22 protein-coding genes are annotated in these 25,248 nt (G+C 66.6%); 8 read left to right on the plus strand and 14 right to left on the minus strand.

Annotated elements, in window-relative coordinates; translation table 11 throughout:
* The first annotated feature begins 39 nt into the window (after nt 1-39).
* The gene (locus tag L0M17_RS07380) at nt 40-1,107 is read left to right on the plus strand and encodes a squalene cyclase (protein WP_241053262.1); all 1,068 of its coding nucleotides are present in this window, start codon (nt 40-42) and stop codon (nt 1,105-1,107) included.
* Nucleotides 1,108-1,187: 80 nt separating this feature from the next.
* On the opposite strand, the gene L0M17_RS07385 is transcribed toward L0M17_RS07380, so the two are convergent.
* Together L0M17_RS07385 and L0M17_RS07390 are read right to left on the minus strand one after the other, a co-directional pair.
* Nucleotides 1,188-2,156 (minus strand): AraC-like ligand-binding domain-containing protein, encoded by a 969-nt coding sequence (locus L0M17_RS07385; RefSeq protein ID WP_241053264.1) that lies wholly within the window; start codon nt 2,154-2,156, stop codon nt 1,188-1,190.
* Between the two features lie 60 nt (nt 2,157-2,216).
* Entirely contained in the window at nt 2,217-2,789 is a 573-nt protein-coding gene (locus L0M17_RS07390) for a TetR/AcrR family transcriptional regulator (protein WP_241053265.1), read from the minus strand.
* A 108-nt stretch (nt 2,790-2,897) separates the two neighbouring features.
* Between L0M17_RS07390 and L0M17_RS07395 the strand changes: the two genes are divergently transcribed.
* Together L0M17_RS07395 and L0M17_RS07400 are read left to right on the plus strand one after the other, a co-directional pair.
* Entirely contained in the window at nt 2,898-4,913 is a 2,016-nt protein-coding gene (locus L0M17_RS07395; RefSeq protein ID WP_241053266.1) for a primary-amine oxidase, read from the plus strand.
* A gap of 141 nt (nt 4,914-5,054) precedes the next feature.
* Nucleotides 5,055-6,581 carry an APC family permease gene (locus L0M17_RS07400; RefSeq protein WP_241053267.1) on the plus strand — a complete coding sequence of 509 codons (1,527 nt, stop codon included), beginning with the start codon at nt 5,055-5,057 and terminating at the stop codon, nt 6,579-6,581.
* 7 nt (nt 6,582-6,588) lie between these two features.
* On the opposite strand, the gene L0M17_RS07405 is transcribed toward L0M17_RS07400, so the two are convergent.
* Nucleotides 6,589-7,326: a phosphoribosyltransferase gene (locus tag L0M17_RS07405; protein ID WP_241053268.1), complete on the minus strand. Its 738-nt coding sequence runs from the start codon at nt 7,324-7,326 to the stop codon at nt 6,589-6,591.
* A 44-nt stretch (nt 7,327-7,370) separates the two neighbouring features.
* Between L0M17_RS07405 and L0M17_RS07410 the strand changes: the two genes are divergently transcribed.
* Nucleotides 7,371-7,982 carry a DnaJ family domain-containing protein gene (locus L0M17_RS07410; RefSeq protein ID WP_241053270.1) on the plus strand — a complete coding sequence of 204 codons (612 nt, stop codon included), beginning with the start codon at nt 7,371-7,373 and terminating at the stop codon, nt 7,980-7,982.
* 39 nt (nt 7,983-8,021) lie between these two features.
* On the opposite strand, the gene L0M17_RS07415 is transcribed toward L0M17_RS07410, so the two are convergent.
* The 6 genes from L0M17_RS07415 to L0M17_RS07440 form a co-directional block, all read right to left on the minus strand.
* The gene (locus tag L0M17_RS07415) at nt 8,022-8,867 is read right to left on the minus strand and encodes an HpcH/HpaI aldolase family protein (protein WP_241053271.1); all 846 of its coding nucleotides are present in this window, start codon (nt 8,865-8,867) and stop codon (nt 8,022-8,024) included.
* A complete protein-coding gene (hpaH, locus tag L0M17_RS07420) occupies nt 8,852-9,637 on the minus strand; it encodes a 2-oxo-hept-4-ene-1,7-dioate hydratase (RefSeq protein ID WP_241053273.1) in 786 nt (261 codons plus the stop codon). Before hpaH ends, L0M17_RS07415 begins: the two co-directional genes overlap by 16 nt.
* A 3-nt stretch (nt 9,638-9,640) precedes the next feature.
* A complete protein-coding gene (gene hpaD / locus L0M17_RS07425) occupies nt 9,641-10,744 on the minus strand; it encodes a 3,4-dihydroxyphenylacetate 2,3-dioxygenase (RefSeq protein WP_241053276.1) in 1,104 nt (367 codons plus the stop codon).
* 61 nt (nt 10,745-10,805) lie between these two features.
* The gene (gene hpaE / locus L0M17_RS07430) at nt 10,806-12,311 is read right to left on the minus strand and encodes a 5-carboxymethyl-2-hydroxymuconate semialdehyde dehydrogenase (RefSeq protein WP_241053278.1); all 1,506 of its coding nucleotides are present in this window, start codon (nt 12,309-12,311) and stop codon (nt 10,806-10,808) included.
* A gap of 16 nt (nt 12,312-12,327) precedes the next feature.
* A complete protein-coding gene (locus tag L0M17_RS07435; RefSeq protein ID WP_241053279.1) occupies nt 12,328-13,032 on the minus strand; it encodes a GntR family transcriptional regulator in 705 nt (234 codons plus the stop codon).
* Nucleotides 13,029-14,522, minus strand: a complete 1,494-nt coding sequence (locus L0M17_RS07440; protein WP_241053280.1) for a fumarylacetoacetate hydrolase family protein — start codon at nt 14,520-14,522, stop codon at nt 13,029-13,031. Before L0M17_RS07440 ends, L0M17_RS07435 begins: the two co-directional genes overlap by 4 nt.
* 683 nt (nt 14,523-15,205) lie before the next feature.
* On the opposite strand from L0M17_RS07440, the gene L0M17_RS07445 reads away from it, so the two are divergent.
* From L0M17_RS07445 to L0M17_RS07455, 3 genes are all read left to right on the plus strand, one after another.
* Nucleotides 15,206-16,093, plus strand: coding sequence for a hypothetical protein (locus tag L0M17_RS07445; RefSeq protein WP_241053281.1), 888 nt, complete (start codon nt 15,206-15,208; stop codon nt 16,091-16,093).
* Between the two features lie 83 nt (nt 16,094-16,176).
* Entirely contained in the window at nt 16,177-17,295 is a 1,119-nt protein-coding gene (locus L0M17_RS07450; RefSeq protein WP_241053282.1) for an efflux RND transporter periplasmic adaptor subunit, read from the plus strand.
* A gap of 71 nt (nt 17,296-17,366) precedes the next feature.
* Nucleotides 17,367-19,310: an ABC transporter ATP-binding protein/permease gene (locus L0M17_RS07455; protein WP_241056349.1), complete on the plus strand. Its 1,944-nt coding sequence runs from the start codon at nt 17,367-17,369 to the stop codon at nt 19,308-19,310.
* Nucleotides 19,311-19,319: 9 nt separating this feature from the next.
* On the opposite strand, the gene L0M17_RS07460 is transcribed toward L0M17_RS07455, so the two are convergent.
* The 5 genes from L0M17_RS07460 to L0M17_RS07480 form a co-directional block, all read right to left on the minus strand.
* Nucleotides 19,320-20,138 (minus strand): alpha/beta fold hydrolase, encoded by an 819-nt coding sequence (locus L0M17_RS07460; RefSeq protein ID WP_241056350.1) that lies wholly within the window; start codon nt 20,136-20,138, stop codon nt 19,320-19,322.
* Nucleotides 20,139-20,188: 50 nt separating this feature from the next.
* Nucleotides 20,189-20,518, minus strand: coding sequence for a biotin/lipoyl-containing protein (locus tag L0M17_RS07465; RefSeq protein WP_241053283.1), 330 nt, complete (start codon nt 20,516-20,518; stop codon nt 20,189-20,191).
* A complete protein-coding gene (locus L0M17_RS07470) occupies nt 20,511-21,569 on the minus strand; it encodes an alpha-ketoacid dehydrogenase subunit beta (RefSeq protein ID WP_241056351.1) in 1,059 nt (352 codons plus the stop codon). The genes L0M17_RS07465 and L0M17_RS07470 overlap by 8 nt, the downstream gene beginning before the upstream one ends.
* A gap of 16 nt (nt 21,570-21,585) precedes the next feature.
* Nucleotides 21,586-22,713, minus strand: a complete 1,128-nt coding sequence (locus tag L0M17_RS07475) for a thiamine pyrophosphate-dependent enzyme (RefSeq protein ID WP_372498002.1) — start codon at nt 22,711-22,713, stop codon at nt 21,586-21,588.
* A 197-nt stretch (nt 22,714-22,910) separates the two neighbouring features.
* Nucleotides 22,911-24,215: an amino acid permease gene (locus tag L0M17_RS07480; protein ID WP_241056353.1), complete on the minus strand. Its 1,305-nt coding sequence runs from the start codon at nt 24,213-24,215 to the stop codon at nt 22,911-22,913.
* Nucleotides 24,216-24,618: 403 nt separating this feature from the next.
* Here L0M17_RS07480 and L0M17_RS07485 point away from each other — a divergent pair, with 403 nt between their 5' ends.
* Nucleotides 24,619-25,089 (plus strand): Lrp/AsnC family transcriptional regulator, encoded by a 471-nt coding sequence (locus tag L0M17_RS07485; RefSeq protein ID WP_241053285.1) that lies wholly within the window; start codon nt 24,619-24,621, stop codon nt 25,087-25,089.
* Nucleotides 25,090-25,248: the final 159 nt, after the last annotated feature.

Here is a 25,248-nt window from a genome sequence, read left to right on the forward strand (position 1 = left end):
TTCATGTACGCGCCGGTCGAGGGTGGCTAGCCTGTCGGTATGGTCGTCTCCGACTCCATTCTGGATTGGCTCGTCGAATCAGACCCCGCGTTGCGCTGGCAAGTGGAACGCGACCTCGTGCGTTCGCCTGAACACGTGTGGGAGGCGACCCGGAGCCGCGTTTCGAGCGAAGGGCTCGGTGCCCGCCTCCTCGCCCTGCAGGAGCCGGACGGCCAGTGGGCGGGAGGATCGTACTTTCCGGGCGACTTCGACTTCAACGGTCCGGAAGCCGCCGAGGGTGCTGGCCAGCCTTGGACGGCGACGACCTGGGCGCTCAACTCACTCCGCGAGTGGGGGCTCGACGCGACAGCGCTCGAGGGAACCGCACAGCTCCTCGCGGCGAACAGCCGCTGGGACTATGGCAACCTCCCGTATTGGGGCGGCGAGGTCGACTGCTGCATCAACGCCTACACCCTCGCCAACGGGGCGTGGCTCGGCGCCGACGTCTCCGGCATCGCCCAGTGGTTCCTCGACCACAGGATGGACGACGGCGGGTGGAACTGCGAGTGGGTCACCGGATCGACGCGCTCCTCGTTCCACTCGACGCTCAACACACTCCGCGGCCTCCTTTATTACGAGGCTGCGTCTTACGCGCCTGGGTATTACGCGCCTGCGTATTACGAGGCTGCATGTTACGAGGCTGCGACGGGCGGCGGCACTGCGGAGACCGGCAGGAGGGGCGAGCTCCGGAGCGCCCGCAAAGCGGGGGAGGAGTATCTGCTCGAGCGCCACCTGCTCCGGACGCTCAGGACCGGCCAGATCGTCGGTCCTTGGGCGACCAGCTTCGCGTATCCGTTTCGTTGGCAGTACAACGCGCTGCGCGCGCTGGACTACTTCAGGTGCGCCGCGCTCCAGGACGCCATCCCGGCGGATGACCGCCTCAAGGAGGCTGCCGCCGTCGTCCGCGCAGCCCGCCGTGAGGACGGCAAGTGGCTCCAAGGCAAGGTCCTTCCCGGGCGTGTCTGGTTCGACGTGGACGTGCCGGAGGGCCAGCCGTCGAAGTGGCTCACGTTCTACGGCACGCGGGTCCTGCAGTGGCTGGACGGCGCTGAATGGTTGGATGGTTGAGTGGCTAGACGGCGCTGAATGGTTGGATGGCTGAGTGGTTGGATGGCTGAGTCGTTGGACGGCTGAATGGCCGGACGGGCTCAGACCCTCCGCGCCCTGTAGCCCGTGGGCGACTCCCCGAAAGCCGCCCGGAAGATGCGGCTGAAGTGTGCCGAGTCGAGGAAGCCCCAACGGGCGGCGATTACGGTCACGGGACGATCGGCGAGCACGGGATCTCGGAGGTCGCGCCGACACCGCTCGAGGCGCCGCTCGCGGATCGACGCGGCAACGGTTGTTCCGAGCTCTCGGAACAGGTCGTGCAGATGTCGGGTGGAGATGTAGTGGGCTGCGGCGATTGAGCCGGGGGAGAGCTCGGGGTCGCCGAGGTGGGATTCGATGAAGTCATGGACCCGGGCGAGGAGGATCTGATGCGGATCGCGTGAGGCCGAGACCCGAGCGTCGAGCTCACTGTTGAACAGCGTGGTCACGAGGTCGAGCGCGTTGTGGACGAGCCGAGCGCCGTTGGGCCCCGCGATCGCGTCGAGGTTCTCGGCGAGACGGATGAGGAACGGGCTCACGAGCTGGCCGAGACCGCTCGAGCCGCTGATCGCGGTCGCCGTCACCTGGGCCATGGCCTCGGCCGGAAGGTCGAGGGCGGAGTGCGGGAACATGAGCACGAGCGAGCGGAAGTCGCCGTCGAACGCGAGCGTGTAGGGCCGGTCGGTCGAGTACACGGCGAGGTCGCCCGGCTGCAGGACTGCCTCTCTGCCGTCCTGCAGGAGCAAGCCCGTTCCGGCCAGCTGGATCCCGAGCTTGAAGTACTTGAGGTTCGACGAGGCGACGAGTTCCTCGGTGCGGTGTACGGCGTGCCCGCTCGCGTCGACCTCGATCATGGCGAGGTCGTCGGGCAGGAGCCGCTTGCCTCGAATCGTCCCTCGGAAGCCCGCTGGCCTGTCGACGGTGACCTTGAGCGGTACGAAGGATTCCGACGTCGCGCGGCGCCAGGTGTCGACGTCGTGTGCGACGGCGAGGTCGAGGGCCGGCGTCATTGCCGGCGTGAGTGGGGTCATCCTGGTCCTCCCTTAGATGATGGCGCCCTTAGATGATGGCGCCCTTAGATGATGGCGTCCTTAGATGAGGGCGTCGAGAAGCGTGTCGAGCTGGGCGATGAGCTTGTCGGGTGAGTGATGCGCGGGGGAGAGGGTGGCCGTGATCTGTGCCCCGAGCACGAGATCCATCACGGCTCCGAGGGCATTCTCGAGGTCGTTGCCTCGGTAGCCGGCACTGATGAGCAGTTGGCCCAGCGAGGCTCGCCATTGCTCCATCGACCGATCGTGTACAGCGGCCTTCGCCGGGTCCTGGAGCGCCTTCTGCCAGAAGGCGATCGCGACCCGCGCCTCGTTGAGCCGCTCGTCGTCGAGGGGCAGGATCTCGTGGCAGTAGGCGCGGACGGCGTCCCGGCCGGAGCGCCCCGAGGTGGCTTCTTCCATGCGCCGATTGGTCTGGGCGAAGATGTGCTCGAACGCGAAGTCCAGCAGTCGATCCTTGGTGGGGAAGTAGGGCTTGAGGGCGCCGTTCGCGAAGCCGGCCTCGGCCGCGATGTCCCGCATCGTGGCTCCGTCGAGCCCCTTCTCGGCGATGATCCGCCAGGTCGCGTCCACGAGCTCCACTCGGCGCTGGTCATGGTCCACGATCTTGGGCATCGGTCTGCGGCACCTTCCCGACATCTTTTTTCTACAGCTGTTGTGATTCACCTTACAGGCGCTTACTGTCTACGTCTATAGAAAAAACCGTTTCTCCCCGGAGGCACCATGAGCACTGAGACGACGACGTCCACAACCGACCAGGCCGCACACCAGGGCCAGCACGCTTGCCACAGCGCGGCAGAGGAAGCGACGGAAGGCGGTGCCTACGGCCTCACTACGGCAGCCGAGATCACGGCAGTCCGCGAAATCCTTGCCGAGGCCGGGCGCTGGAACGAGGGGACTCGTGTTGCGTACCTCGGGCTCGTCGACCCGCCCCGGGGGACTGCCGTTGATGATCCCGTGGAGCGCCGCTTCCGGGCGTTCCTCCACGACACCTCCGGCGCCCGGCCGCACGACGTCGTCGTCTCCGTGACGCACCGCGGCCTCGTCTCCGACGTCGAGCTCGACACGTCCATCATGGGCGAGCTGCCCGTCCTCGAGGAGGAGTTCGAGGCAGTCGAGGAGATCCTGAACGGGGACGAGCGCTGGCTTGCCGCACTCGCTGCCCGAGACCTCGACGTCGCGAAGGTCCGTGTCGCGCCCCTCTCTGCCGGCGTCTTCGAGTACCCCGAGGAGAAGGGCCGGCGGATCCTGCGCGGACTCGCGTTCGTCCAGGAGTTCCCGGAGGACCTGCCGTGGGCGCACCCGGTCGACGGGCTCGTCGCCTACGTCGACATCGTCAACCGCACGGTGGACCAGGTCCTCGACTTCGGGCCGGTTCCCATTCCGGCGGAGCACGGGAACTTCACCGATCCCGAGCTCACCGGCCCGCTGCGCACGAGCCAGAAGCCGATCGAGATCACCCAGCCCGAGGGCCCGAGCTTCACCGTCACCGACGGCAACCACGTCGAGTGGGAGAAGTGGAGCCTCGACATCGGCTTCGACGTCCGCGAGGGACTGGTGCTGCACAACATCGCGTTCGACGACGACGCGTCAGACACCCCGCGCAAGGCGGGCACCGCGCGTCGTCGCCGGATTCTGGACCGCGCCTCGATCGCCGAGATGGTGGTGCCCTACGGCGACCCCTCGCCAGTGCGCTCATGGCAGAACTACTTCGACACGGGAGAGTACCTCGTGGGCCAGTACGCCAACTCCCTCGAGCTCGGCTGCGACTGCCTGGGCGAGATCACGTACCTCAGCCCGGTCGTGAGCGACGCGTTCGGCAACCCGCGCACGATCCGCAACGGAATCTGCATGCACGAGGAGGACTGGTCGATCCTCGCCAAGCACTCGGACCTGTGGGCAGGTGTCAACTACGTGCGCCGCAACCGACGGCTCGTGATCAGCTTCTTCACGACGATCGGCAACTACGACTACGGCTTCTACTGGTACCTGCACCTCGACGGCACCATCGAGTTCGAGGCAAAGGCAACCGGCGTCGTCTTCACGAGCGCCTACCCCGGCAAGGGGTACGAATACGCCTCCGAGATGGCCCCGGGCCTGGGCGCGCCCTTCCACCAGCACCTCTTCAGCGCGCGTCTGGACTTCGCGCTCGACGGCGGCCCGAACCGCGTCGAGGAGGAGGACGTCGTCCGCGTTCCTGTGGGCCCCGGCAACGAGCGCGGCAACGCGTTCACGCGCAAGCGCACCGTGATCAGGAGCGAGTCCGAGGGCGCCCGGACTGCGGACATGGCCGCGGGCCGAACCTGGATCGTCTCGAACCCGGACTCACTCAACCGGCTCGGTGAGCCCGTGGGCTACAAGCTCCACCCGCAGGGGCAGCCCACGCTGCTCGCCGACCCGTCGTCGTCGGTCGCGAAGCGCGCCGCCTTCGCCACCAAGGAGCTGTGGGTCACGGCGTATGACGAGGCCGAGCGCTACCCGACCGGAGACTTCGTCAACCAGCACTCCGGCGGCGCGGGCCTGCCGGCGTTCCAAGCCCAGGACCGTGAGCTCGACGGCGCGCAGCTCGTCGTGTGGCACACGTTCGGCCTCACGCACTTCCCGCGCACCGAGGACTGGCCCATCATGCCCGTCGACCATGTGGGGTTCCGCCTCCGGCCCGAGGGGTTCTTCGACCGCAGCCCGGTCCTCGACGTCCCGCCCACGGCTCCCCGCGAGGGTGGCCACTGCCACTCCTAGTCGCTGCTTGATCCCACGCGCAAGCCTCGCTTCCGAGGACAAGAAGCGTTCGCTGTGGGACAAGTCACTCGGTATGCGGCCGCAGCACGATGGTGCTGTGGCCGCAGCCGCATCCTACGATTTTTGAGACTGGAGAATCCCATGAGCATCGAGACGAGCTCGCCCCGCCCGGGCTCACACAGCACAGCGGGGAGCACGCAGACCGTGACACACGCAAAGGAGCGCAGGCTCGGTGTGGCATCCGTGACCATGATGATCATCGCCGCGTCGGCACCGCTTACTGTCCTGGCCGGCGGCGTGACGACCACCTTTGCCGTGACCGGGCTCCTCGGCGTGCCCCTGTCCTTCCTCATCCTCGGCGCCGTGCTGGCCATCTTCGCGGTCGGATATGCGGCGATGAGCCGTCACGTCACGAACGCCGGCGCCTTCTACGCGTACGTCGCCCAGGGCATCTCCCGCCCGGCAGGGGTGGGCGGGTCCCTCGTGGCCCTCATGTCGTACAACCTCATGCAGGTCGGCATCTACGGACTCTTCGGCTTCACGGTCTCATCGCTCCTGTCCTCGCGGTTCGGCCTCAACGTCCCGTGGTGGATCCCGGTGATCATCTGCATCGCCGTCGTCGCAGTGCTCGGCGTGAACCGAGTGGACCTTTCGGCCAAAGTCCTGGGTGGCCTCGTGGCGCTCGAGTTCCTCGTCGTCATTGTCTACGACGTCGTCTCGTTCGCCGTCGCCCCCGAGGGCGTCACGGCGGCCCCCCTTTCACCCGCGAGCCTCTTCCTCCCCGGCGTCGGCGCCGTGCTCTCGTTCGGCATCGCGGCGTTCATGGGCTTCGAATCCGCCGCGATCTACAGCGAGGAGGCCAAGGACCCGCACCGCACCATCCCTCGCGCGACCTACACCGCCGTCGCCGTCATCGCCGTCTTCTACGCCGTGTCCTCGTGGGCCATGGCGGTCGGAACCGGACCCTCACAGCTCTTCGATGCGGCAGGCAAGCAGGGGCCGGACCTCGTCTTCACGTTCCTCTCGGGCCACGTCGGCCAGCTCATTGCGGAGACTGCACAGGTGCTGTTCTGCACGAGCCTCTTCGCGGCCCTCGTCAGCTTCCACAATGCCGTGGCGCGCTACTTCTTCTCCCTCGGCCGCGAGCGTGTGATCCCCGCATGGCTCGAGGCGACGAGCCGCCATGGCGCGCCCAAGGCCGGCTCGCTCGTGCAGACGGGCATCGCCGTCCTCGTGACCGTCGGCTTCGCAATCGCCGGCAACGGCGCAGATCCGCTCTATCCCGTGCTCACGATGTTCACGTGGCTCACGAACGCCGGCGCGATGGGCCTCGTGCTGCTCATGGCGATCGTTTCTGCCGCCGTCATCGGCTTCTTCCGGCGCCGCCGCCACTTGGCGCAGGGCCTCTGGTCCGCCGTCGTTGCGCCTGCGATAGGCGCCGTAGCGCTCGCGGTCGTGTTCGGACTCATCGTCGCGAACTTCGACGTGCTGCTCGGCCAGACTGAGTCCAGCCCGGTCAGCTTCATCCTGCCAGCCCTCATCATCGTCCCCGGCGTAGTGGGGATCTTCTGGGCCCTCCGCCTGCGAAAGGCGAAGCCAGCCCTCTACCAGCGCATCGGGCACGGCGAGGAAGGCGCGAAGACGCACCATCTCGGCGAGGACGACTAGCTTCCCTTCAGGCCGCCGGCTCCCGGTCCGCCAGGAGTCGGCGGACTTCGTCGTCACTGCATTGCGGAAAGCCCTCGTAAGCCCCACCCACTGAGAGAAACGCGAGCGGCTGGCGCGGGCAGACGACGCGGTCCGCGACCTCATCGAGGTCTTTCACGACGCTCGGGGGCGCGACCGGCACGGCGAGGATGACGCTGGAGGCCCCGGCCGCCCGCACCGCGGAAACGGCTGCTCGGGCGGTGTCCCCGGTCGCCGCTCCGTCGTCGCACACGATCACCGTCCGTCCCGCCGCGTTCTGGTGCCGTCCCCCGAGGAAGACGTCCTCCTGCCGCTCGAGCTCTGCGGTCTCGCGTTCCCGGACGCGCTCGAGCGACGCATTCGTGAACCCTGCGGCCAGGAGGCGGCGGATCAGGGGGCGGTCCAGGTCAGCGCAGCGCTCGCCGTCGCACGAGGCGATCGCTCCGAACGCGACCTCCTCATGACCGGGAATGCCCAGCTTCCTTGCGGGGACGACGTCGAAGGGCAGCCCGAGCGCGTGGCCCACCTCCGCAGCGACGGGAACCCCGCCCCGGCTGAGTCCGACGACGAGGGGGAGAGCGCGCGCTGACGGCGCCGGGAGCACCGAGTCTCTGAGCGCCGACGCGAGGACACGGCCCGCATGGGCGCGGTCCAAGTAGAGGCCCGTGCCCTCATCCGCTGGTCCAGCCCCCGGCGACGAGGCCATGATGTCAGTATGCGCGCTCACGCCCACGAGAGGTGGGTAATGGTGCTCCAAGGTGGTGGTGAAGTGTGAATCCTGGGGGAGCTGACGAGCTCCGGAGGCGGCTCGAGCGGGCGGCCGAGCTGAGGGCCGCAGGGGACGTGGAGAACGATCCCGAACTCGCGGCCGAGGAGGAGCTGCGTAAGAAGCGGCTCAAGTTCGATCCCGCGGCTCGGGCCGAGTACCTGGTCCGGGACGCGATGGCGCGCGGTGAGTTCGACAACCTCAAATACGCTGGGAAGCCGATTCCGGGGCTCGGGGGAACCTACGATCCAGACTGGTGGATCAAGGGACTCATCCAGCGTGAGCACCTGTCCGGCCTCGGGCCGAAGGCGCTGCTCCTGCGCGTCGAGGATGCGGAGCTGGATGAGCGCCTTGACACCCTGTTCACGGAGCGCGAGGTGCGGGCAGCGGTCGAGGACTTCAACGCGCGCGTGATCGACGCGCGGCGTCAGCTCGAGGGCGGCCCCCCTGTGGTCACCAAGACGCGCGACGTCGAGGGCGAGGTTCGTCGCTGGCGGGAGCGGCGAGAGCTGCGCGCCGTGGCGACGCGGCGCGAGGAGGAAGCGGCCGCAGCCGAGGAGGAGGTCCGCAGGAAGCAGCGGACGTGGTGGCGCCGCCTCTGGCGGGGGCAGCACTAGAGTTCACATCTCCGGTGCCGCCCCCCGCTCATCGACCTGTCAGTAGCTCGCGGGCCGATCGCCGTCGTCCCCGGCGCTCTTCGCGGCTGTCTGCGAGAAGCGTAGGGCGAGCTCTTCGCTCGAGCGGGCGAGGATGGCTACGTCCGCGCCGACGAGGACGAAGCGGGCCCCCGCGCCGATGTACCGCCGGGCTGTGGCCTCGACGAAGGCGTTGACGCCCGCGGGCTTCCCGGCCTCCTGGGCGGCGGCAAGGCAGCGTTCGACGGCCTGGATCACGTCTGGGTGCTCCTGCTGTCCCAGATAGCCCATCGAGGCGGCGAGATCGGAGGGGCCGATGAAGATCGCGTCGATGCCGTCGACGGCCAGGATCTCCTCGACGTTCTCGACCGCCTCGCTCGTCTCGATCTGCACCGCGAGCGAGATGGTCTCGTCGGCCCGGGCGAGGTAGTCCGGGATGCGGTTCCACCGGGCGGCACGGGCGAGGGCGGAGCCGACGCCGCGCACACCGTGCGGCGGGTACCGCACGGCCGCGACAGCCGCCCGAGCCTGCTCGGCGTCGTTCACCATCGGGATCAGCAGGTTCTGCGCACCGAGGTCGAGGTACTGCTTGATGAGCACCACGTCGTTCCACGGCAGGCGCACCATCGGCAGGACCGGATAGCCGTGCACGGCATGGAGCTGGGCGAGGACTGACTCGAGCGAGTTCGGGCTGTGCTCGGTGTCGATGAGGAGCCAGTCCGCGCCGGAGCCGGCCATGATCTCGGCGACCAAGGGGCTGCCGGAGCAGACCCAGAGGCCGATCTTCGCACCGGGCTCTCCAGCTTCAGCGCCAGTCTGGGCGAGCGCGTGCCGGAAGGTGCGCTCGGGTTCTAGACGAAACGGCATGTCACCGCCCCCAAAGGCCCGTAGTCCGCGTACACCGTGTCTCCTTCGTAGACCCACATGGGGCGTGTGAACGATCCGGCGAGGACGAGGTCGCCGGCCCGGAGCGACTGCCCGTGCTGGGCGAGCTTGTCGGCGAGCCACGCGACGCCCGACGCCGGGTGGTTGAGGACGCCGGCCGCGACGCCGGTCTCCACGATCTCCTGATTCTGGTACAGGAGAGCGGAGACCCAGCGGAGGTCGACGTCGTGCGGCCGCACGGGGCGCCCGCCCACCACCATCGCGCCCATCGCCGCGTTGTCCGAGATCGTGTCCACGATCGTGCGGCCCTGCATCTCGATCCGGGAATCGAGGATCTCCAGGGCCGGGACGACATAGTCGGTCGCGTCGAGGACGTCGAACAGCGTGATCCCTGGCCCCTTGAGGTCCTGATTCAGCCGGAACGCAAGCTCGACCTCGATCCGCGGATGGGTGTAGCGCTTCCAATCCACGACCGAGCCGTTCTCGAGGACCATGTCGTCGAAGATGACGCCGTAGTCCGGCTCGGTGATGCCGGTCGCGGCCTGCATGGCCTTGGACGTCAGCCCGATCTTGCGGCCGACCACGCGCTTGCCCTGGGCCTCGAGCCGGGAGGCCCACAGCTTCTGGACTGCGTACGAATCCTCGATGTCCATGCCCTCGTAGCGGGTGTGGAGCAGCGGGACGGGCGTGCGCGTCCGCCCCGCCTCCACGAGCTCATCGGCGATCGTCTCGATGGTCTGGGGATCGAGCACGTCTCAGACCTGGCTTCCGAGCTTGAAGCCCTTCGAGGCCTCGCCATGGTACGAGCCGGACTCGTCGCCGGCGCGGGTGTAGGAGAAGCCGTCCGCGCCGATCGTCACGGCCAGCTCGGACTTGTCCTCGCGCTTGATGACCTCCTGCGGGTTGCCGTCGAGGTCGAGCACGAGGGAGGCCTCGGTGTACCAGGACGGGACCACCGGGTTGCCCCACCAGTCACGGCGCTGGTTGTCATGGACGTCCCACGTGATCGTGGGGTTGTCCGGGTCGCCCGTGTAGTAGTCCTGCGTGTAGATCTCCACCCGGTGCCCGTCGGGGTCGAGGATGTAGAGGTAGAACGCGTTCGAGACACCATGGCGGCCCGGGCCGCGCTCGATCCGGTCCGACATGCGCAGGGCGCCCATCTTGTCGCAGATCTGGATGATGTTGTGCTTCTCGTGGGTGGAGAACGCGATGTGGTGCAGGCGCGGGCCGTCGCCACCGGTCAGTGCCGTGTCGTGGACGGTCTCCTTGCGGTGCAGCCACGCCGCGTAGGTGGTGCCCTCGGAGTCCTTGATGTCCTCCGAGACCCGGAAGCCGAGGCCCTCGAGGTAGACGCGCCCGCGCGGGACGTCCGGGGTGACCTGGTTGAAGTGGTCCAGCCGCACGAGCTCGCCGGCCGAGTACAGGTCGTAGCGCATGTGCAGACGCTCCACGTGCTCGACCTCGTAGAAGAACTCGTACGGGAAGCCCAACGGGTCCTCGACGCGCACGGCATCGCCGATGCCGCGCACGAAGCCCTCCTTGCGCCGCTCTGTCCGGCAGCCGAGCTCCTTGAAGTAGGCCTCGCCCTTGTCCACGTCCTCCGGTGTGCGGACCCGGAACGCGAACGCGGCGGCGGCCGCGATCGGGCCCTTGCGCAGCACGAGGTTGTGGTGGATGAACTCCTCGAAGGAGCGCAGGTAGATCGCCTCGTCGTCCTCGTACGTCACGTGCAGGCCGAGCAGGTCCACGTAGAAGTCACGCGACTTCTTCAGGTCGGTGACCACGAGGTCGAGGTACGCGCAGCGGACGATGTCCGGCGCTGGCACGGAGGGGGTGGGAACGGACGTGCTAGCGGTCATTGTCTTCTTCTCCTCTTTGAGCTGTCAGTTCTTCGAGCTGTCAGTGAGCAGAGCCCGAGTCTCAGGCGCCGAACCTGGGGGTGTGGACGTCGCCGAGCGTGATGTGGACGGCCTGCTGGTCGGTGTAGAAGTCGATCGAGCGGTAGCCGCCCTCGTGGCCGAGACCCGAGGCCTTGACTCCGCCGAAAGGGGTACGCAGATCTCGGACGTTGTGCGAGTTGAGCCACACCATGCCCGCATTGATCGACTGCGCAAAGTTGTGGGCTCGCTTGAGATCGTTCGTCCACACGTAGGCGGCGAGGCCGTACTTCGTATTGTTGGCGAGCGAAAGGGCCTCATCGTCGTCGTCGAACGGAGTGATGGCGACGACGGGGCCGAAGATCTCTTCCTGGAAGATCCGCGCGTCCGGCTTGACGTCGGCGAACACGGTCGGCGCGACATACGAGCCATGCTCCTGGCCCTCGGGGAGGTTCTCGGGACGGCCGCCACCGGCGAGGAGCCGGCCCTCCGACTTGCCGATCTCGACGTAGCTCATGACCTTCTCGTAGTGCTCCGGGTGCACGAGCGCGCCGACCTGCGTCTTCGGGTCGTGCGGGTCGCCGACCACGATGTTCTTGGCCCGCTCCGCGTAGCGCTCGGTGAACTCGTCGTAGATGCTGCGCTCGACGAGTATCCGCGACCCGGCGGTGCAGCGCTCGCCGTTGAGGGAGAAGACGCCGAACAGCGTCGAGTCGATCGCGGCGTCGAGATCGGCGTCGGCGAAGACGACGGCCGGGGACTTGCCGCCGAGCTCCATCGACATGCCCTTGAGGTTCTCCGCGCAGTTGCGGAAGATGAGCTGCCCGGTCGAGGACTCGCCGGTGAAGGAGATGAGCGGGACATCGGGGTGCTTTACGAGCGAATCGCCGGCGGTCTCGCCGAAGCCATTGACGAGGTTGAAGACGCCCTCGGGCAGGCCGGCCTCCTCGAAGATGTCGGCCCAGAGCGACGCCGAGAGCGGCGTGAACTCGGCCGGCTTGAGCACCACGGTGCAGCCCGACGCGATCGACGGCGCGAGCTTCCACGACTCGAGCATGAACGGCGTGTTCCACGGCGTGATGAGGCCGGCGACGCCGATCGGCTTGCGGTTGACGTAGTTGAGCTGGCTGCCGGGGACCTTGAGGGCATTGTCCTGCTGGGCAACGATGAGGTCCGCGAAGAAGCGGAAGTTCTCCGCCGCGCGCTGCGCCTGGCCGCGGGCCTGCGTGATCGGGAGGCCCGTGTCGAAGGTCTCCATCTCGGCGAGGCGGTCCTCCTGGGCCTCGACGGCGTCGGCGATCGCGTTGAGGATCCGAGCGCGGGCCCGCGGCTTCATGCGCGGCCATGGACCGTGCTCAAACGCTTCGGTCGCGGCGGCGACGGCGGCGTCGATGTCCGCCTTCTGGCCGGAGGCAGCGGTCGCGTACGTCGTGTTCGTGACGGGGTCGAGGACCTCGAAGGTCTCTCCGCCGATCGAGTCGACACGCTTGCCGCCGATGTAGTGCTGCAGATGGGTCGGCAGGTTCTCGGGCACAAAGTGCTTGCTCATGCTGGGGCTCCTTCTTTCAGAGGTTCGGGAAATTGGGGTGCGCATCGGTGCGCTCGAGGTAGGCGTCGAGGGTCGCGGAACGGTGTCGGCGAGCAGCGAGTTCGATCTCCGCCGTCGGGGCACCGTTCTCGATGAGCTTCAGGAGCTCCTCGTGCTCGGTGACCGATTCGCTCGCGCGTTCGGGGACGAAGCTGAACGTCGAGCCGCGGAGGGCCGTGAGGCGGTTCCAGCCGCGGTGCACGAGGTCCAGGATGTGCGGGTTCGGGCAGTGCTCGAACAGCACGCTGTGGAAGTCATGGTTGAGCTGGGTGAATTTCACTGGGTCGAAGTTCTCGGGGAAGTCCGCGAGCATCGTCTGCATGCGGGCGTTGACTTCGCGAGCGGCCTCGAGGTCAGAGCGGCCGACGGCGGGCGCGGACAGGGCGGTCGCGGCACCTTCGACGAGGCTCAGGGTCTGCATCGTGTACAGGTACTCGACCGGGTCGATTCCCGCGACGGTCGCGCCGACATTCTTCTCGAAGGTCACGAGCCCCTCGGCCTCGAGCCGGCGAACCGCCTCGCGGACGGGCACCACGGAGACGTCGAGTTCGGTTGCGACCTGGGCGAGCACGAGGCGAGCCCCGGGAGCGAGGGTCCCCGAGACAATCCGCTCGTGAAGCCACTCGTAGGCTAGCTGGGACTTGCTGAGCGCAGGTGCCGTTTCCTCGGCGGCGGCACTCATGGCTTGGCCATCTCGGCGCCGGATGTCTCCGCCTCGTACTTCGCCCGCCACTCGGCGTTCATCGGGAACAGCCCGTTCACCGGGTTGCCCTCGGCGACCCGCTCCGCGACCCACGCCTCCTCGCGCTCCTGGGCTGCGGCGTCGTTCGCGACCTCCTCGACGAGCTGCGGGGGGATGACCACGAGGCCGTCCTCGTCGCCGACGATGACGTCGCCCGGCTGCACGGCGGCCCCGCCGCATGCGACGGTCTCGTCGACGGCCCACGGAACGTGCTTCCGACCGAGGACAGCCGGGTGCGCGCTCGACCCCCAGACGGGGATGTCCATTCCGGAGACCGGGCCGAAGTCGCGGATGCCCCCGTCGGTGATGATCGCCTCGGCCCCGAGGACTTGGGCGCGGAGGGCGAGGACGTCCCCGAGCGTGCCCGCGCCCTTCTCACCGCGGGCGTCCATGACGAGGATGTCGCCGGGGCGGAGGGAATCGACCGCTCGCTTCTGCGCGTTGTACCCGCCGCCGTGCGTCTTGAAGAGGTCTTCCCGTGCCGGGATGTAGCGGAGCGTGCGCGCGATGCCGACGATCTTCGCGCCGGGCTTCGTGGGGATGAGTCCCTCGATGTGGCAGTTCTGCATTCCGCGCTTCCGGAGCTGGACGCTCAGCGTCGCGGTGCCGACGGACCGTAGCGTGGCCTCGAGTTCGGGAGTGAGGACGCTTGCAGGGCGCCCGTCCCGCGGGGCGACACCAGCGGCCTCGGGCGAGCCCCACGCATCGATGCGCTCGGCGTCGTTCACCTTCGGCATCGCTCCGATGGGGGAAAGGATCAAATCGGACTCGACGACCTTGTTCGACAGGCGGCCGGTGCTGACCGGGGCCCCGTCGAGACCCGTGCCGTCCACCTCGACCTCGAGGACGTCCCCGGGCTGGGCCACGGTGGCTCCCGCGGGAGTTCCGGTCAGGATGATGTCGCCCGGATGAAGGGTCATGAGCCGTGAAAGGTCCGCGACCAGCTGGGCGAACGGGAAGATGAGCGTGGAGGTCGAATCCTCCTGGACGAGTTCGCCGTTGCGCCACGTGCGGACACGGAGGTTGGTCGGATCGAGCTCCTGGGCCGGCAGGAGGCGTGGGCCGATCGGGGCGATCCCGTCGACGCCCTTTGAGCGGAGGTTGGAGCCCTTGTCCGGCCAGCGGAGGTCGGCCAGCCCGGCGTCGTTCGCGGCCGTCACCCAGCCGACGTGCTGCCATGCCTCATCGATACCCACGTTGCGGGCACGGCCGCCCATGACGAGCGCCACCTCGCCCTCGAAGGTGAAGAGTTCGACGCCCTGGGGACGCTCGAGCTCCGCGTCCGAGAGTGCGAGCGACGTGGCCGGCTTGAGGAAGTAGGAGGGGACCTCGGGGGTGCGGCCCCGCTGCGCTGCGCGGCTCGGGTAGTTGAGGTGGACCGCAATGACCTTGCCAGCGGCGTCCAGATGTTCCTGCGTGAGCTGTTCCACGAAAGCCCTCTCCCTCGAGTCGTCATGATGTCGCCTCTCGGCGTGATCCTGATCGTATACGAAAATCGTATACGAAGTCGGGAGGTGACTCAAGAGGCATTATTCGCCCGCACCATGGACTCGAAGGCGCCTCATGAAAATCAGCCTCGTCGACGACGTCATGCTGGCCGGCTCGTGAACGGACACCGTCGGCGTCGTCGCCTTCCCCGAGGACGTGACCCATTAGCGGACGGGCGGAACACAGGACTGGAGCACGGAGGCGAGCGCTGGCATCCACCGACAGTGCCGTCGCGTACCACGTAGATCGCTCGGGTGAGCACGGATATTTCTGCGAAAACGTCCGCGCTGACCACTGAGATTCACCCATTCCCGCACTTAGTGACTCCTTTCGTCCGTATAAACTGACGTCCTTGTGCGGGTGTTTGTTTCCTTCAATTGGCCTGTCCAAGGAGCTGTTTTTGCTGTCCTCATTCGCACGATCATCAGAAATGAGAAACTCTCCATGAAGAAGCTTTCTAAAGTTGCAGCGGCGGTCGCGATTTCCACCGCAGCGGTTTTCGCCTCGGAGCCGTGAGTTTCTACCGGCACATCAATTATGCCGGGAGCGCCTTCGGGACCTCTTATATGCGCGGCTCGGAGTACGTGGACGGGATGGGGATAGGGGTGAGGAGGGGTGAGGAGGGGTGAGGAAGATGCTTGAGGGGCGCATATCAAGGATGGGATGCATTCGGTCTTCCGTCGCGATCGCTATCGCGATGCTCGTTTCATCCTGTTCTACGGATACAGGGGGATCGATCCCTCCTGATCTGACAGGCAAGGTAAAGCTGGACTACGAGAATTCGCTTATAGTCTTCCCGTTGGATGCCTACAAGATTTCGACGGATGATTTCTCAAGGATTCTTCTCGCGCGAGAAGTCATCCTCACCACCTGCATGAAGAAGTTCGGATTCAATGATGATCCCAAAGCTGCCTATTCGAAGGCTGAGAATCGCAACTTCGGTGTATGGAACGTGGACCGGGTGCGACAGTACGGGTTCGGGTTTGCCGGCGAGAAGTCTGCGTCCAGCCAAGCGCATGATGAAGCCGGCGTCTGGGGGAACGCGCGATACAAGTGCCTGGGGAGCGAAAAGGCAGCATTGGAGCAGATCACGCCGCAGGACCAGTTCATGAACGGCGGTATCGCCAATGAGCTTTCGATGAGGAGCCTCAACCTTGCGTCGCAGACGGACGCGTGGAAGAAGTCTAAGGAGGAGTGGGCTAGCTGTATCTCCTCTGGGGGTCTCACCCCTGGTCAGGGCCCAGCCGAGTGGTCGAGTCAGCAGGCTCTTGACCTGCTGATCCGAACTGATCAGGCCAACTCCTCGCCAGCGGACGTGTCCGAGGGGATCAGAATCGCCACGGTCGAGGCCGAGTGCAACCAAAAGACCCGTTTGACGCAGACTTTGGGGGATATTCAGGCCAGCTATCAGCTGCCACTTATTAGGCAGAACGAAGCGGCACTTGCGGAGCTCAAGAAGGAGGGGGAAAAGTACGTAAGCGCCGCCGATGAAGTATTGCGTGAGAAGCAATGAGCCGTGCTGCCGAAGATCATGGATCGCCTTCAAGTGCAGGCCTCAAAAGACTTCCCAGACGATGGCTGGTCATCGTCTTGCTCGTGACCGGCATCGTCGCCGCGTCGGCTGGCCTTTTTGCGGGGCGCATCCTCGGCCAGTCGGAGATCATTCGTCCGGAAGACTCCATGGCCGACTTGCCGGTATACGCTTCTGTCACCAGGAGAATAGTTGATGACCGGCTCACGTTCTCCGGAGTCATCAAGCCCGGTCCCGAGATCCCGCTACAGATCGACCTGGACGGTCAGGAGCCGATGGTAGTTCGGCAGACTCTCCGATCGGGGGATGTGGCCGAGTGGGGGAGTCTGGCTGCTGTCCTCTCTGGGCGCCCGTACTTCCTCGTTCCGGGACCCCTTCCGCTCTACCGTGACCTCGACCAGGGCGATGAGGGCGACGATGTCCTGGCACTTCAAAGAGCGCTCCGACTCCTGGGCTATCCGACGTCGGAAGGCGGGGTTGTCGACTGGTCGACGATTGACGCCGTCCGTGACCTCTATGCAAGCGAAGGCTTCAAGCTGGATGCCGGGCGCCCCCAAGCATCGTCCCCGCGCGCGGGCGGGGGAGGCGCCGCCTTGACTGACTCCGCCTCCGCACAGGAAAAGCCTGGGTTGATCGCGTTCAGGCAGTTCGTCGTCCTGCCCAGTCAAACGGTGAAGATCGTGGCGGCAACGCCGGCGGGTCAACGAGTGACTTCGGAGCATCCAGTCGTGAAGTTCCAAATAGAGGACAACTTTGCGGAGTTCGTCGCGGATGTCCAGCAGGTTCGTTCACTCAGGGTCGGCCAGACGGTGACGGTACGAGTGGCCGAGAAGCAAGTTCAGGGCAAGGTGGCGACGGTCGGCCCGTTCAAGGAGGCCAGCGGCGGGTTAAGGGCTGGTCATCTCGTGACGGTCACACCCGCGAACCAGGCCGACGTCTCCCAGTTCATCCCGAATATGAGCGTTACGGTGCTGGGCAACGGTGGGGCGGAGGAGTCGCTAGCGGTGCCACTTTCGGCCATTCGACAAGACGGAGAGGGGACTTACGTTCTGCGAATGAGCGGCACGCCGGGCAACGAGACGGGTGAGGCGCAACGGATACCGGTGTCCGTCGTTCGCGCTGGGGGAGGTTTCGCCGCCGTGTCTGGCGAGGTGAGTGTGGGGGACAGGATAAAGCTCTCTTGACGCCAGATGATGCGCCGCAACACACCGCTCACCCCCAGTTTGGTCCGAGGAGGGAAGATCCGGCGATCCAGTTGCAGGGCGTTTCCCGAATCTATCCCAGCTCCGATGAGCCAGCTCTTAGGGACGTCTCCCTCACGATCTGTCGCGGTGAATACGTTGCGCTCGTCGGCCAGTCAGGGTCGGGCAAGTCCACCCTGCTGAACATGATCGGACTATTGGACACGCCGAGCTCAGGTGAGCTGTTGCTCTTTGGGGAAAACCTTAAGGGCATGCGGCAGCGGCGGCGCGATGCCATTCGGTCTCATTCGATTGGATTTGTCTTTCAGTCTTCACACGTCATCGGCAGCGAGAGCGTGATCGCAAACGCCGCCATTGGGCTGCGCGTCCAGGGAGTTCCGCTGGTTGATCGGGCTGGTTCAGCTCTGGAGGCGCTTGAATTTGTAGGCTTAGAGCATAAGCGACGAGTGCTCGCCAAACTTCTTTCGGGTGGGGAGCGCCAACGTCTCGCGATTGCACGGGCAATCTCCACAAGGCCGTTGATCGTTCTTGCCGATGAGCCGACGGGGAATTTGGACCCGAGCAGCCGTGAGCGCGTCATCCAGTACCTCAGGAAACTGAATTCCGAGGGGGCGACGGTGGTCATAGTTACCCACGACAGGGAGGTCGCGAGTCAAGCAGATCGTCGGATAGAGATTCGGGACGGACGGCTCGTCCTCGACTCGCTTACTCCCTCAGGACGCAATATCTCGGAGGTCCGCGAGGAGGGTGATCAAGTCCGAACTCTGCCGTCAAGTACCCCGGCCAGGGGTCAATTCTTGCGTTCGTTGTCCGACGACTGGAGCGATGCATTCAACGCGCTCTCGTCTCGAGTCCTGCGCACGGTGACCTTGATCCTCGCTTTTGCCATCGCTATCGGAGGGATGACCGCTGCAATCGGGATTGGTTCGACGACCTCCAATGCGATCAACAACCGCTTGGCAATCGCCTCGCAGGATAGAGTCTCGCTATCTATCTATGACGGCCCCTCAGTCCTGAATAGCGGGTTTGAGGAATTGGAGTTGGGCGTGCAACGAATCTCGGAAGTCCCTCGTGTGGTGGCCGCCTCGTACCTGTTCTCAGCGGTGGCCGCAGACGTCCGCATCACTCATATAACGCCGACCGAGCCAGAGCCTGACGCACCACTGACATTACACGCTGCATCCTCAAGCTATTTCAGCGACCTCGACATCGAGACCTATCCCCGAAACGCCTCGAGCCTACTCGGCAACGCCGAACTCGGCCCCTTGGCCATCATTTCGACTAAGGCGGCAGAAGAACTGGGTATTTCGTTCAGACCAGAGTATGGCCCCGCTCCGGGGTCCAGTATCTGGGTTGAAGGGGCGCTCGTTCCCGTAGTCGGCATCTTTAGGCCAACCGCAGACTCAGCCGAGTTGAGTTCGGCGGTGTTTGTGGATCCGGATTCTCTGAGAGGTGTGACACGGGCGGAATTGAAGGTCAGCGTTCGCACCGAGAAGGGCTTCGCGGCGGCGGTCGCGAAAGTTGCGTCGCTCGCCTATGCGCCCGGTGATCCAGGCAAGGCCAGAGTGGATGTGGGTGCTGATATCCAGTCAATCAGACAGGAGGTTTCTTCCGACTTGGGAGCTCTGATCGCGCTGCTTTCGCTGGTCTTGATGCTCCTCGCCACCATTACCGCAGCGTCTTCAATGTATCTGACTGTTCAGAGCAGGTCTGCGGAGATTGCGTTGCGCCGCGCCATTGGATCGACCCGTTGGTTGGTCTGCAGAACCTTCATTCTCGAGGGTCTGATTATCGGTGCTATCGCTGGTCTCGCAGGGGGCATTCTCGGCACTGCCACGACCATCATTGTGTCCCTGATTCAAGGATGGCCTCCGGTTCTTCCTTCGGAGATGGCTTGGGTGAGCTTCGTCCTGGGCGTAATTACAGGTGTCGTCAGCGCAATCTATCCGGCATGGGTCGCGAGCAGGAAGGATCCCGCTATCGCGATTCGGGACTAGCTTTCGGGCTCAGCCGGCCAGGAACTCGATGGCGGCCTGCTTGAAGGCCCGCGCGGTCACGGCATTGACGTGATTCCGGCCGGGGACGAGGACGACCTGAGCTTGGGGCACGAGCCCGTGGAGCGCTTCGATCCCCGCGGCCCGCTCGTCCTTCTCGCCGGCGACGATCAGGATCGGCTGCCTGGGGACGGCCTCGGCGGCGTCAAAGGGCTCCTCCTTGATCGCCTCGACGAGCGAGAGGAGCGCGTACATGTCCGAACCGGGCGAGGCGAGGGCCATCGTCACGAGCGCCGCAGTGGAATCGTCCTCGATGGGCGTCCCGTCCGCGAGGAATCGCTGGGCAGCGGCGAGGTCGAATTCGGCGAGCGGGTCTCGGCCGCTCGGGCCGCCCAGCACAAGGCGCCGCACCAATGCAGGCTGCGTCGCCCCGAACTCCCACGCGAGCCGCGAGCCGAGGGAGTAGCCGATGACGTCCAGCCCAGTGTCAGGGTGCCCCGCGATGAGCGGGCGGGCGCCGGCGTCGGTCGCGATCTGCAGGAGGTCGGCGCGGATCCGGCTGGGCGAGTAGGAGTCCACATCCTCGGGTGCGGCGCTCAGGCCATGGCCGGGAAGGTCGACGGCGATGACGCGCCGCCCAGCCTCGAGCAGCGCAGGGATCCAGCCGCTCTGCTCCCAGTTGAGCGCGACGGAGGAAGCGAAGCCGTGGATCAGCAGGACGGGCGGCAGGGCCGCCGCGTCGTCGGGCTCGAACGTCTGGACGTTGAGGCCCGGGTCCGTTCCCTCGACCGTGTGATGCGCCGCAGCCCCCGCATGCCGCCCCGCCGCCATCGTCATCAGTCCCTCTTCCATGAGTCCCAGAACTCCCAACCCCAGACCTCTTAATCTTCGTCCAGATTCGCGCTCAAGCGGACGCGCCGCTTGGGTGCTTCCTCTGTCGGGACCGTGCCGACGATTCCGGCGGTGTCGTCCGGGACTTCGAAGACGACGAGGGGCTCGCCGACTTTGATCACGTCGCCCGGGGCTCCGTGGACCTTGAGGACCATGCCGGATTGGGGCGAGGGCAGCTCGAGGGCGGACTTGGTGGTTTCGACCTCGACGAGCGGCTGGTTCCGCTCGACCTGGTCGCCTTCGGCGACGAGCCATTCGAGGACCGTGGCCTCGATGAGGCCTTCGCCGAGGTCGGGGAGGGGGAAGGGAAGCTCAGCCACGCTTGTACTCCAATACTCGTTGGATGCCGAAAAGGATCCGGTCGATGTTCGGGATGTACTCGTCCTCCAGGTCGCCTGAGGGATACGGTACGTCGAACCCGGTGACGCGCTCAACGGGTGCCTTGAGGGTCCCGAAGCAGCGCTCGGTGATGATCTGGGCCACCTCAGCGCCGAGCCCGGAGGTCCGCGGGGCTTCGTGGACGACGACGGCGCGCCGCGTCTTCCCCACGGAGGCCGCCAGGGCGTCGGCGTGGATGGGCTTGAGCCAGCGCAGGTCCAGAACCTCGACGTCGATGCCGTCCTCGGCAGCGAGCTCGGCGACCTGCAGGCACCGGGCGACCATCGCTCCCCACGCGACGAGCGTGAGGTGACGGCCCGGGCGAGCGATCCGTGCCCCGGCTGCGCCGTCAGCGACCGGCGACTTCCCGCCGTCGTCCAGTCCGCTTTCGGTAATGACCTGGCCCTTCTGCCAGTAGCGCGACTTGGGCTCCATGAAGATGACCGGGTCGGGCATGCGAGCCGCGGCCTTCAGGAGCGTGTAGCCCTGCTGGGGGTCGGCGGGGGAGACGACCTTGAGGCCGGGGACGTGGGCGAAGAGCGCCTCGAGGCTCTCGCCATGGTGCTCGGGGGCGCGGATGCCGCCGAAGCTGGGCACGCGCAGCGTCACGGGCATGGGCAGGGTCCCGCGGCTGCGGTAGTTCATGCGCCCGAGCTGGCACACGATCTGGTTCACGGCCGGGTAGGCGAAGCCGTCGAACTGGACCTCGGGAATCGGGTGGAACCCGGCCATCGCGAGCCCGATCGACATGCCGAGGATCCCGGATTCGGCGAGCGGGGTGTCGAAGACCCGCGCGGCGCCGTGCTTCCCAGCCAGGCCCGAGGTAACGCGGAAGACGCCGCCGAGCGTGCCGACGTCCTCGCCGAGCACAAGGGCCTTGGGGTCCTCGGCGAGGATCTCGTCGAGGGCCAGGTTGAGTGCGCCCTGGAGTGAGAGCTCCAGCGGTGCTGCGGACGCAGCCGTTCCGGCCATCATCGTCTCCGTTCCGCCCATGGGCGCCATCAGCGTCTCACTCATGATCGGACTCCTCACGCAGTTCGGTCTCTTCCTGCCAATTGGCCTTCTGCCGCTGCAGTTCGTCGGTGGGCTCCTGGAAGACCAGGTCGAACATTTCGGTGCCCGGGCGCGGTCTGAGGTCGATCACGCCGGCCCGGACCCGCTCCGCTTCGGCTGCACCCGCGGCGTCGGCCGCGTCGAGCTCCGCCGCGGTTGCGGCGCCTGCAGTCAGAATCCCTTCGCGCAGCCGGGCGATCGGGTCTGCCCCGGCGTCCGCGCGCTCGTCCTCGAGGGACCGGTAGCGGCCGGGGTCGTCGGAGGTCGCGTGCGGCCCCCGGCGGTAGGTCATCGCCTCGACGATCGCGGGGCCGTGCCCGGCGCGGGCGTGCGCGACGGCGCGGCGGGTCGCGGTCAGGACCGCGGGGGCGTCGTTGCCGTCGACTTGGATGGCAGGGATGCCGTAGCCGGCACCCCGGGTGGCGACGCTGCCGCCCGCGACCTGTTTCTCTGTCGGCACGGAGATGGCCCAGCCGTTGTTCTGCACAAAGAAGACGACGGGGGCGTTGAAGACGGCGGCGAAGTTCATCGCCTCGTGCACATCGCCCTGGCTCGAGGCACCGTCGCCGAGATAGGTGACAGCGATGTTGTAGCCGTCTGCGGGAAGCTCGCCCTGGGCCTCGAGGGTCTGGCCGTGTGCCCAGCCGACGGCATGGAGCACGGAGCCGGCGACGACGGCCTGGATCGGCGCGACATGGGTCTCCGCCGGGTTCCACAGGCCGCCGTGCCAAGTGGCCTTGTGCGTCGACATGTACTCCACCATGTCCACGCCGCACGCCAGCGCGACGCCGAGTTCCCGGTAGGTCGGGAACACGAAGTCGCGCTTGGGGTCCACGGCGAGGGCGGAGCCGACCTGTGCAGCCTCCTGGCCCAGTTCGGGTGCGTAGGCCGGCACGATGCCCTGCCGCTGCCAGGAGATGGCCGCGAGATCGAGGTGACGGACGGCGGTCATGAGCCGGTAGAGCTCCACGAGCTCGTTCCCTGTGACGGGTTCCACGGCGGGAAGCTCGGCGAGCGGCGCCCGAGGCGCCCCCGCGAGGCCAGCGCGGCCGCGCGTCGTCGTGCGTTGTACTGAAGTCTGCATAGCAAGACCGTAGTTTCGGCGCGCAGGCTGTGCAACGGGAGCGGGTATTTCTATACAAACTGTTGACGCGACGGCCTGTGTGGCTCGAATCACTCAGCACTGTGCCCACCCACACAGAACTGCCCCGGCCTCCGGACGTTGCCACGCGCTCCAGCGCAGGGCAGGGTCCGGAACCCGGGGCAGTCAGAGGTGTTGCGCTAGGCCTTCGACACCACGGCCGACGCCGAGCGTCGCCTCAAGGCGCTGGCGGCAGCCAGGACAATGACGAGGGCAAATGTGCTCAACAGCTGCGGCCGCGAGTCGTCCCCGATCAGTCCGACCGCGAAGATCGCCGCGAGCAGGACGAGGCCGAGCGAGGTCAGCCACGGGAATCCTGCCATGCGGAGCGGCAGCGCGACGCCGTCGCGGTCGGCCCGGCTCCGGAGGACGAGCTGGGAGACGAGGGCAGAGCCCCACACCATGAGGCACGTCGACCCCACGATGTTCAGCAGCACCGGGAGCACGTGGTCGGGGAAGATGAGCTCGAGCACGGTCGCGACCACGCCGAACGTAACGCTCGCGAGTACCGCGACGGCAGGGACGCGCGAGGCAGTGAGGGACTTGAGGGCGCGGGGCGCCTCGCCGCGCTCGGCGAGGGAGAACACCATGCGCGACGCACCGTACAGGTTCGCGTTGAGCGCCGACAGGAGTGCGACGACGGCGACGAGCGTGATCGCGGTTGCGGCGCCAGGCATCCCGGCGGCATCGAGGACGCCGGCGAAGGGGCTCTTGAGCGCGTCGGATCCCGAGGGGATGACCGCGGCGATGATGAAGATCGAGCCGATGTAGAACACGAGAATGCGCCAGACGACGGTGCGAACGGCCTTGCCGACGCTCCGGGCCGGGTCCCGCGTCTCCGCCGCCGCGACCGAGACGATCTCCGTGCCGCCGAACGCGAACGCGACCACGAACAGCGCGGTAGCAATTCCTTCGAAGCCGTGCGGCGCAAAGCCGCCGAAGTTGGCAAGTCCGGGGGAGTGGGCGCCGGGGATCCAGCCGAACAGGAGTGCGGCACCGATGACGAGGAAGCCGACGATCGCAGCGACCTTGAGGAGCGCGAACCAGAATTCGAACTCGCCGAAGTTGCGGACGCGGGTCAGGTTGACGGCGGTGAGGGCCGCGATGAATACGAGGGCCATGAGCCACACGGGCAGCGCCGGGAAGACGCTCGCGAGCAAGCCCGCTGCGCCGAGGGATTCGGCCGCGATGACGACGACGAGCTGTATCCACCACAGCCAGCCGACGGTGGCGCCGGCCACGGGGCCGAACGCGCGGGCGGTGTAGACGGAGAACGCGCCGCTGTTCGGGTTCGCCGCGGCCATCTCCCCGAGCGCCCACATGACGAGGATGATGAGGCCGCCGGCGACCAGATAGGAGATCAGGACGGCCGGTCCGGCGGCCTGGATGCCGGCGCCCGATCCGATGAAGAGCCCAGCGCCGATGGCGCTGCCGAGGCCCATCATGGTGAGCTGTCGGGGCTTGAGGGCGGCGCCGAGCGTCGACGTCGTTGTCACGCTCGCCTGAACTGCCGTTGCTTGTTCAGATCGTGCCGTTGCTTGTTCGGTGTCTGCTGCTTGTGCCATTCGCTCCGTCGCTTCTGCACTCTGCCTAGGTGTCATTGACCCTCTTCGGTTCTTCGATGGCCCCAGCGGGGTGTGCCGGGCCAGGGGACGATGACGAGGATAGCCTCATTTTCCGCGGCTGTGTGGCACGGATCACGGGCCTGAGCAGACTGCTGGGATCCGGCTCGCTGGCCGCCCGCCGGCTGAGCAGAATGCGCAATGACGGAATATTGAGGCATCAATCTGTACCATCGTGAAAAAGCTTGCGCGGCGCCGGGGCCGGGCTGGAAGTGGGAGGTCCCTGATGCGGGTTGACGAGCTCGACGCGAAGATCGTCCGGCTGTTCACCGAGGAGCAGCGCATGTCCGTCCTCGAGGCCTCGCGCCTCCTCAAAGTCGCTCGGGCAACCGTGCAGGCGCGCCTCGATCGGATGACCGCCAACGGCGTCATCGCCCAATGGGTGCCCCAGCCTGAGCCACGCGCGTTCGGGTTCCCCGTCGTCGCCTTCTGCTTCCTCACGATCAACCAGGACCTTGGGCACGACGCCGTCTCAAAGGCCCTGGGCGCGATCCCGGAGGTCATCGAAGTCCACACCGTCTCTGGCGACAGTGACCTCATGGCCCGAGTCGCTGCCCGGTCCAACTCCGATCTGCAGCGGGTCCTCGACATCATCATGGCGACCAGGGCCGTGGTCCGGTCGTCGAGCGTGATCGCGCTCAACACCCACTTCGAGGGCCGCACCCTGCCGCTCCTCGAGGCCGCGGCGAAGGGCTGACCCGCCCCCCACGCGGATGGGCCGGACGACGACGGCGGCGCGTCACTTTTGCCGTCGACACTGGAGCAGGCGTATCATTAGTTAGGGTCAACGTGACTTTAACTAACGGACTGACCTGTTCCCACCGAATCTCTCTCGTCCACCGAATCTCTCTCGTTC

It is taken from the genome of Sinomonas terrae, assembly GCF_022539255.1.
In the GTDB taxonomy this organism is placed as follows: Bacteria; Actinomycetota; Actinomycetes; order Actinomycetales; family Micrococcaceae; genus Sinomonas; species Sinomonas terrae.

What these genes read in the sequence shown, in the direction of transcription:
- L0M17_RS07475 (WP_372498002.1), bottom strand. Translation starts at nt 22,713, where the DNA reads ATGCAGACTTCAGTACAACGCACGACGACGCGCGGCCGCGCTGGCCTC.
- L0M17_RS07480 (WP_241056353.1), bottom strand. Translation starts at nt 24,215, where the DNA reads ATGATGGGCCTCGGCAGCGCCATCGGCGCTGGGCTCTTCATCGGATCG.
- L0M17_RS07415 (WP_241053271.1), bottom strand. Translation starts at nt 8,867, where the DNA reads ATGCCGTTTCGTCTAGAACCCGAGCGCACCTTCCGGCACGCGCTCGCC.
- L0M17_RS07395 (WP_241053266.1), top strand. Translation starts at nt 2,898, where the DNA reads ATGAGCACTGAGACGACGACGTCCACAACCGACCAGGCCGCACACCAG.
- L0M17_RS07390 (WP_241053265.1), bottom strand. Translation starts at nt 2,789, where the DNA reads ATGCCCAAGATCGTGGACCATGACCAGCGCCGAGTGGAGCTCGTGGAC.
- L0M17_RS07385 (WP_241053264.1), bottom strand. Translation starts at nt 2,156, where the DNA reads ATGACCCCACTCACGCCGGCAATGACGCCGGCCCTCGACCTCGCCGTC.
- L0M17_RS07400 (WP_241053267.1), top strand. Translation starts at nt 5,055, where the DNA reads ATGAGCATCGAGACGAGCTCGCCCCGCCCGGGCTCACACAGCACAGCG.
- L0M17_RS07435 (WP_241053279.1), bottom strand. Translation starts at nt 13,032, where the DNA reads ATGAGTGCCGCCGCCGAGGAAACGGCACCTGCGCTCAGCAAGTCCCAG.
- L0M17_RS07460 (WP_241056350.1), bottom strand. Translation starts at nt 20,138, where the DNA reads ATGGCGGCGGGGCGGCATGCGGGGGCTGCGGCGCATCACACGGTCGAG.
- hpaD (WP_241053276.1), bottom strand. Translation starts at nt 10,744, where the DNA reads ATGACCGCTAGCACGTCCGTTCCCACCCCCTCCGTGCCAGCGCCGGAC.
- L0M17_RS07380 (WP_241053262.1), top strand. Translation starts at nt 40, where the DNA reads ATGGTCGTCTCCGACTCCATTCTGGATTGGCTCGTCGAATCAGACCCC.
- hpaE (WP_241053278.1), bottom strand. Translation starts at nt 12,311, where the DNA reads ATGAGCAAGCACTTTGTGCCCGAGAACCTGCCGACCCATCTGCAGCAC.
- L0M17_RS07470 (WP_241056351.1), bottom strand. Translation starts at nt 21,569, where the DNA reads ATGGGCGGAACGGAGACGATGATGGCCGGAACGGCTGCGTCCGCAGCA.
- L0M17_RS07485 (WP_241053285.1), top strand. Translation starts at nt 24,619, where the DNA reads ATGCGGGTTGACGAGCTCGACGCGAAGATCGTCCGGCTGTTCACCGAG.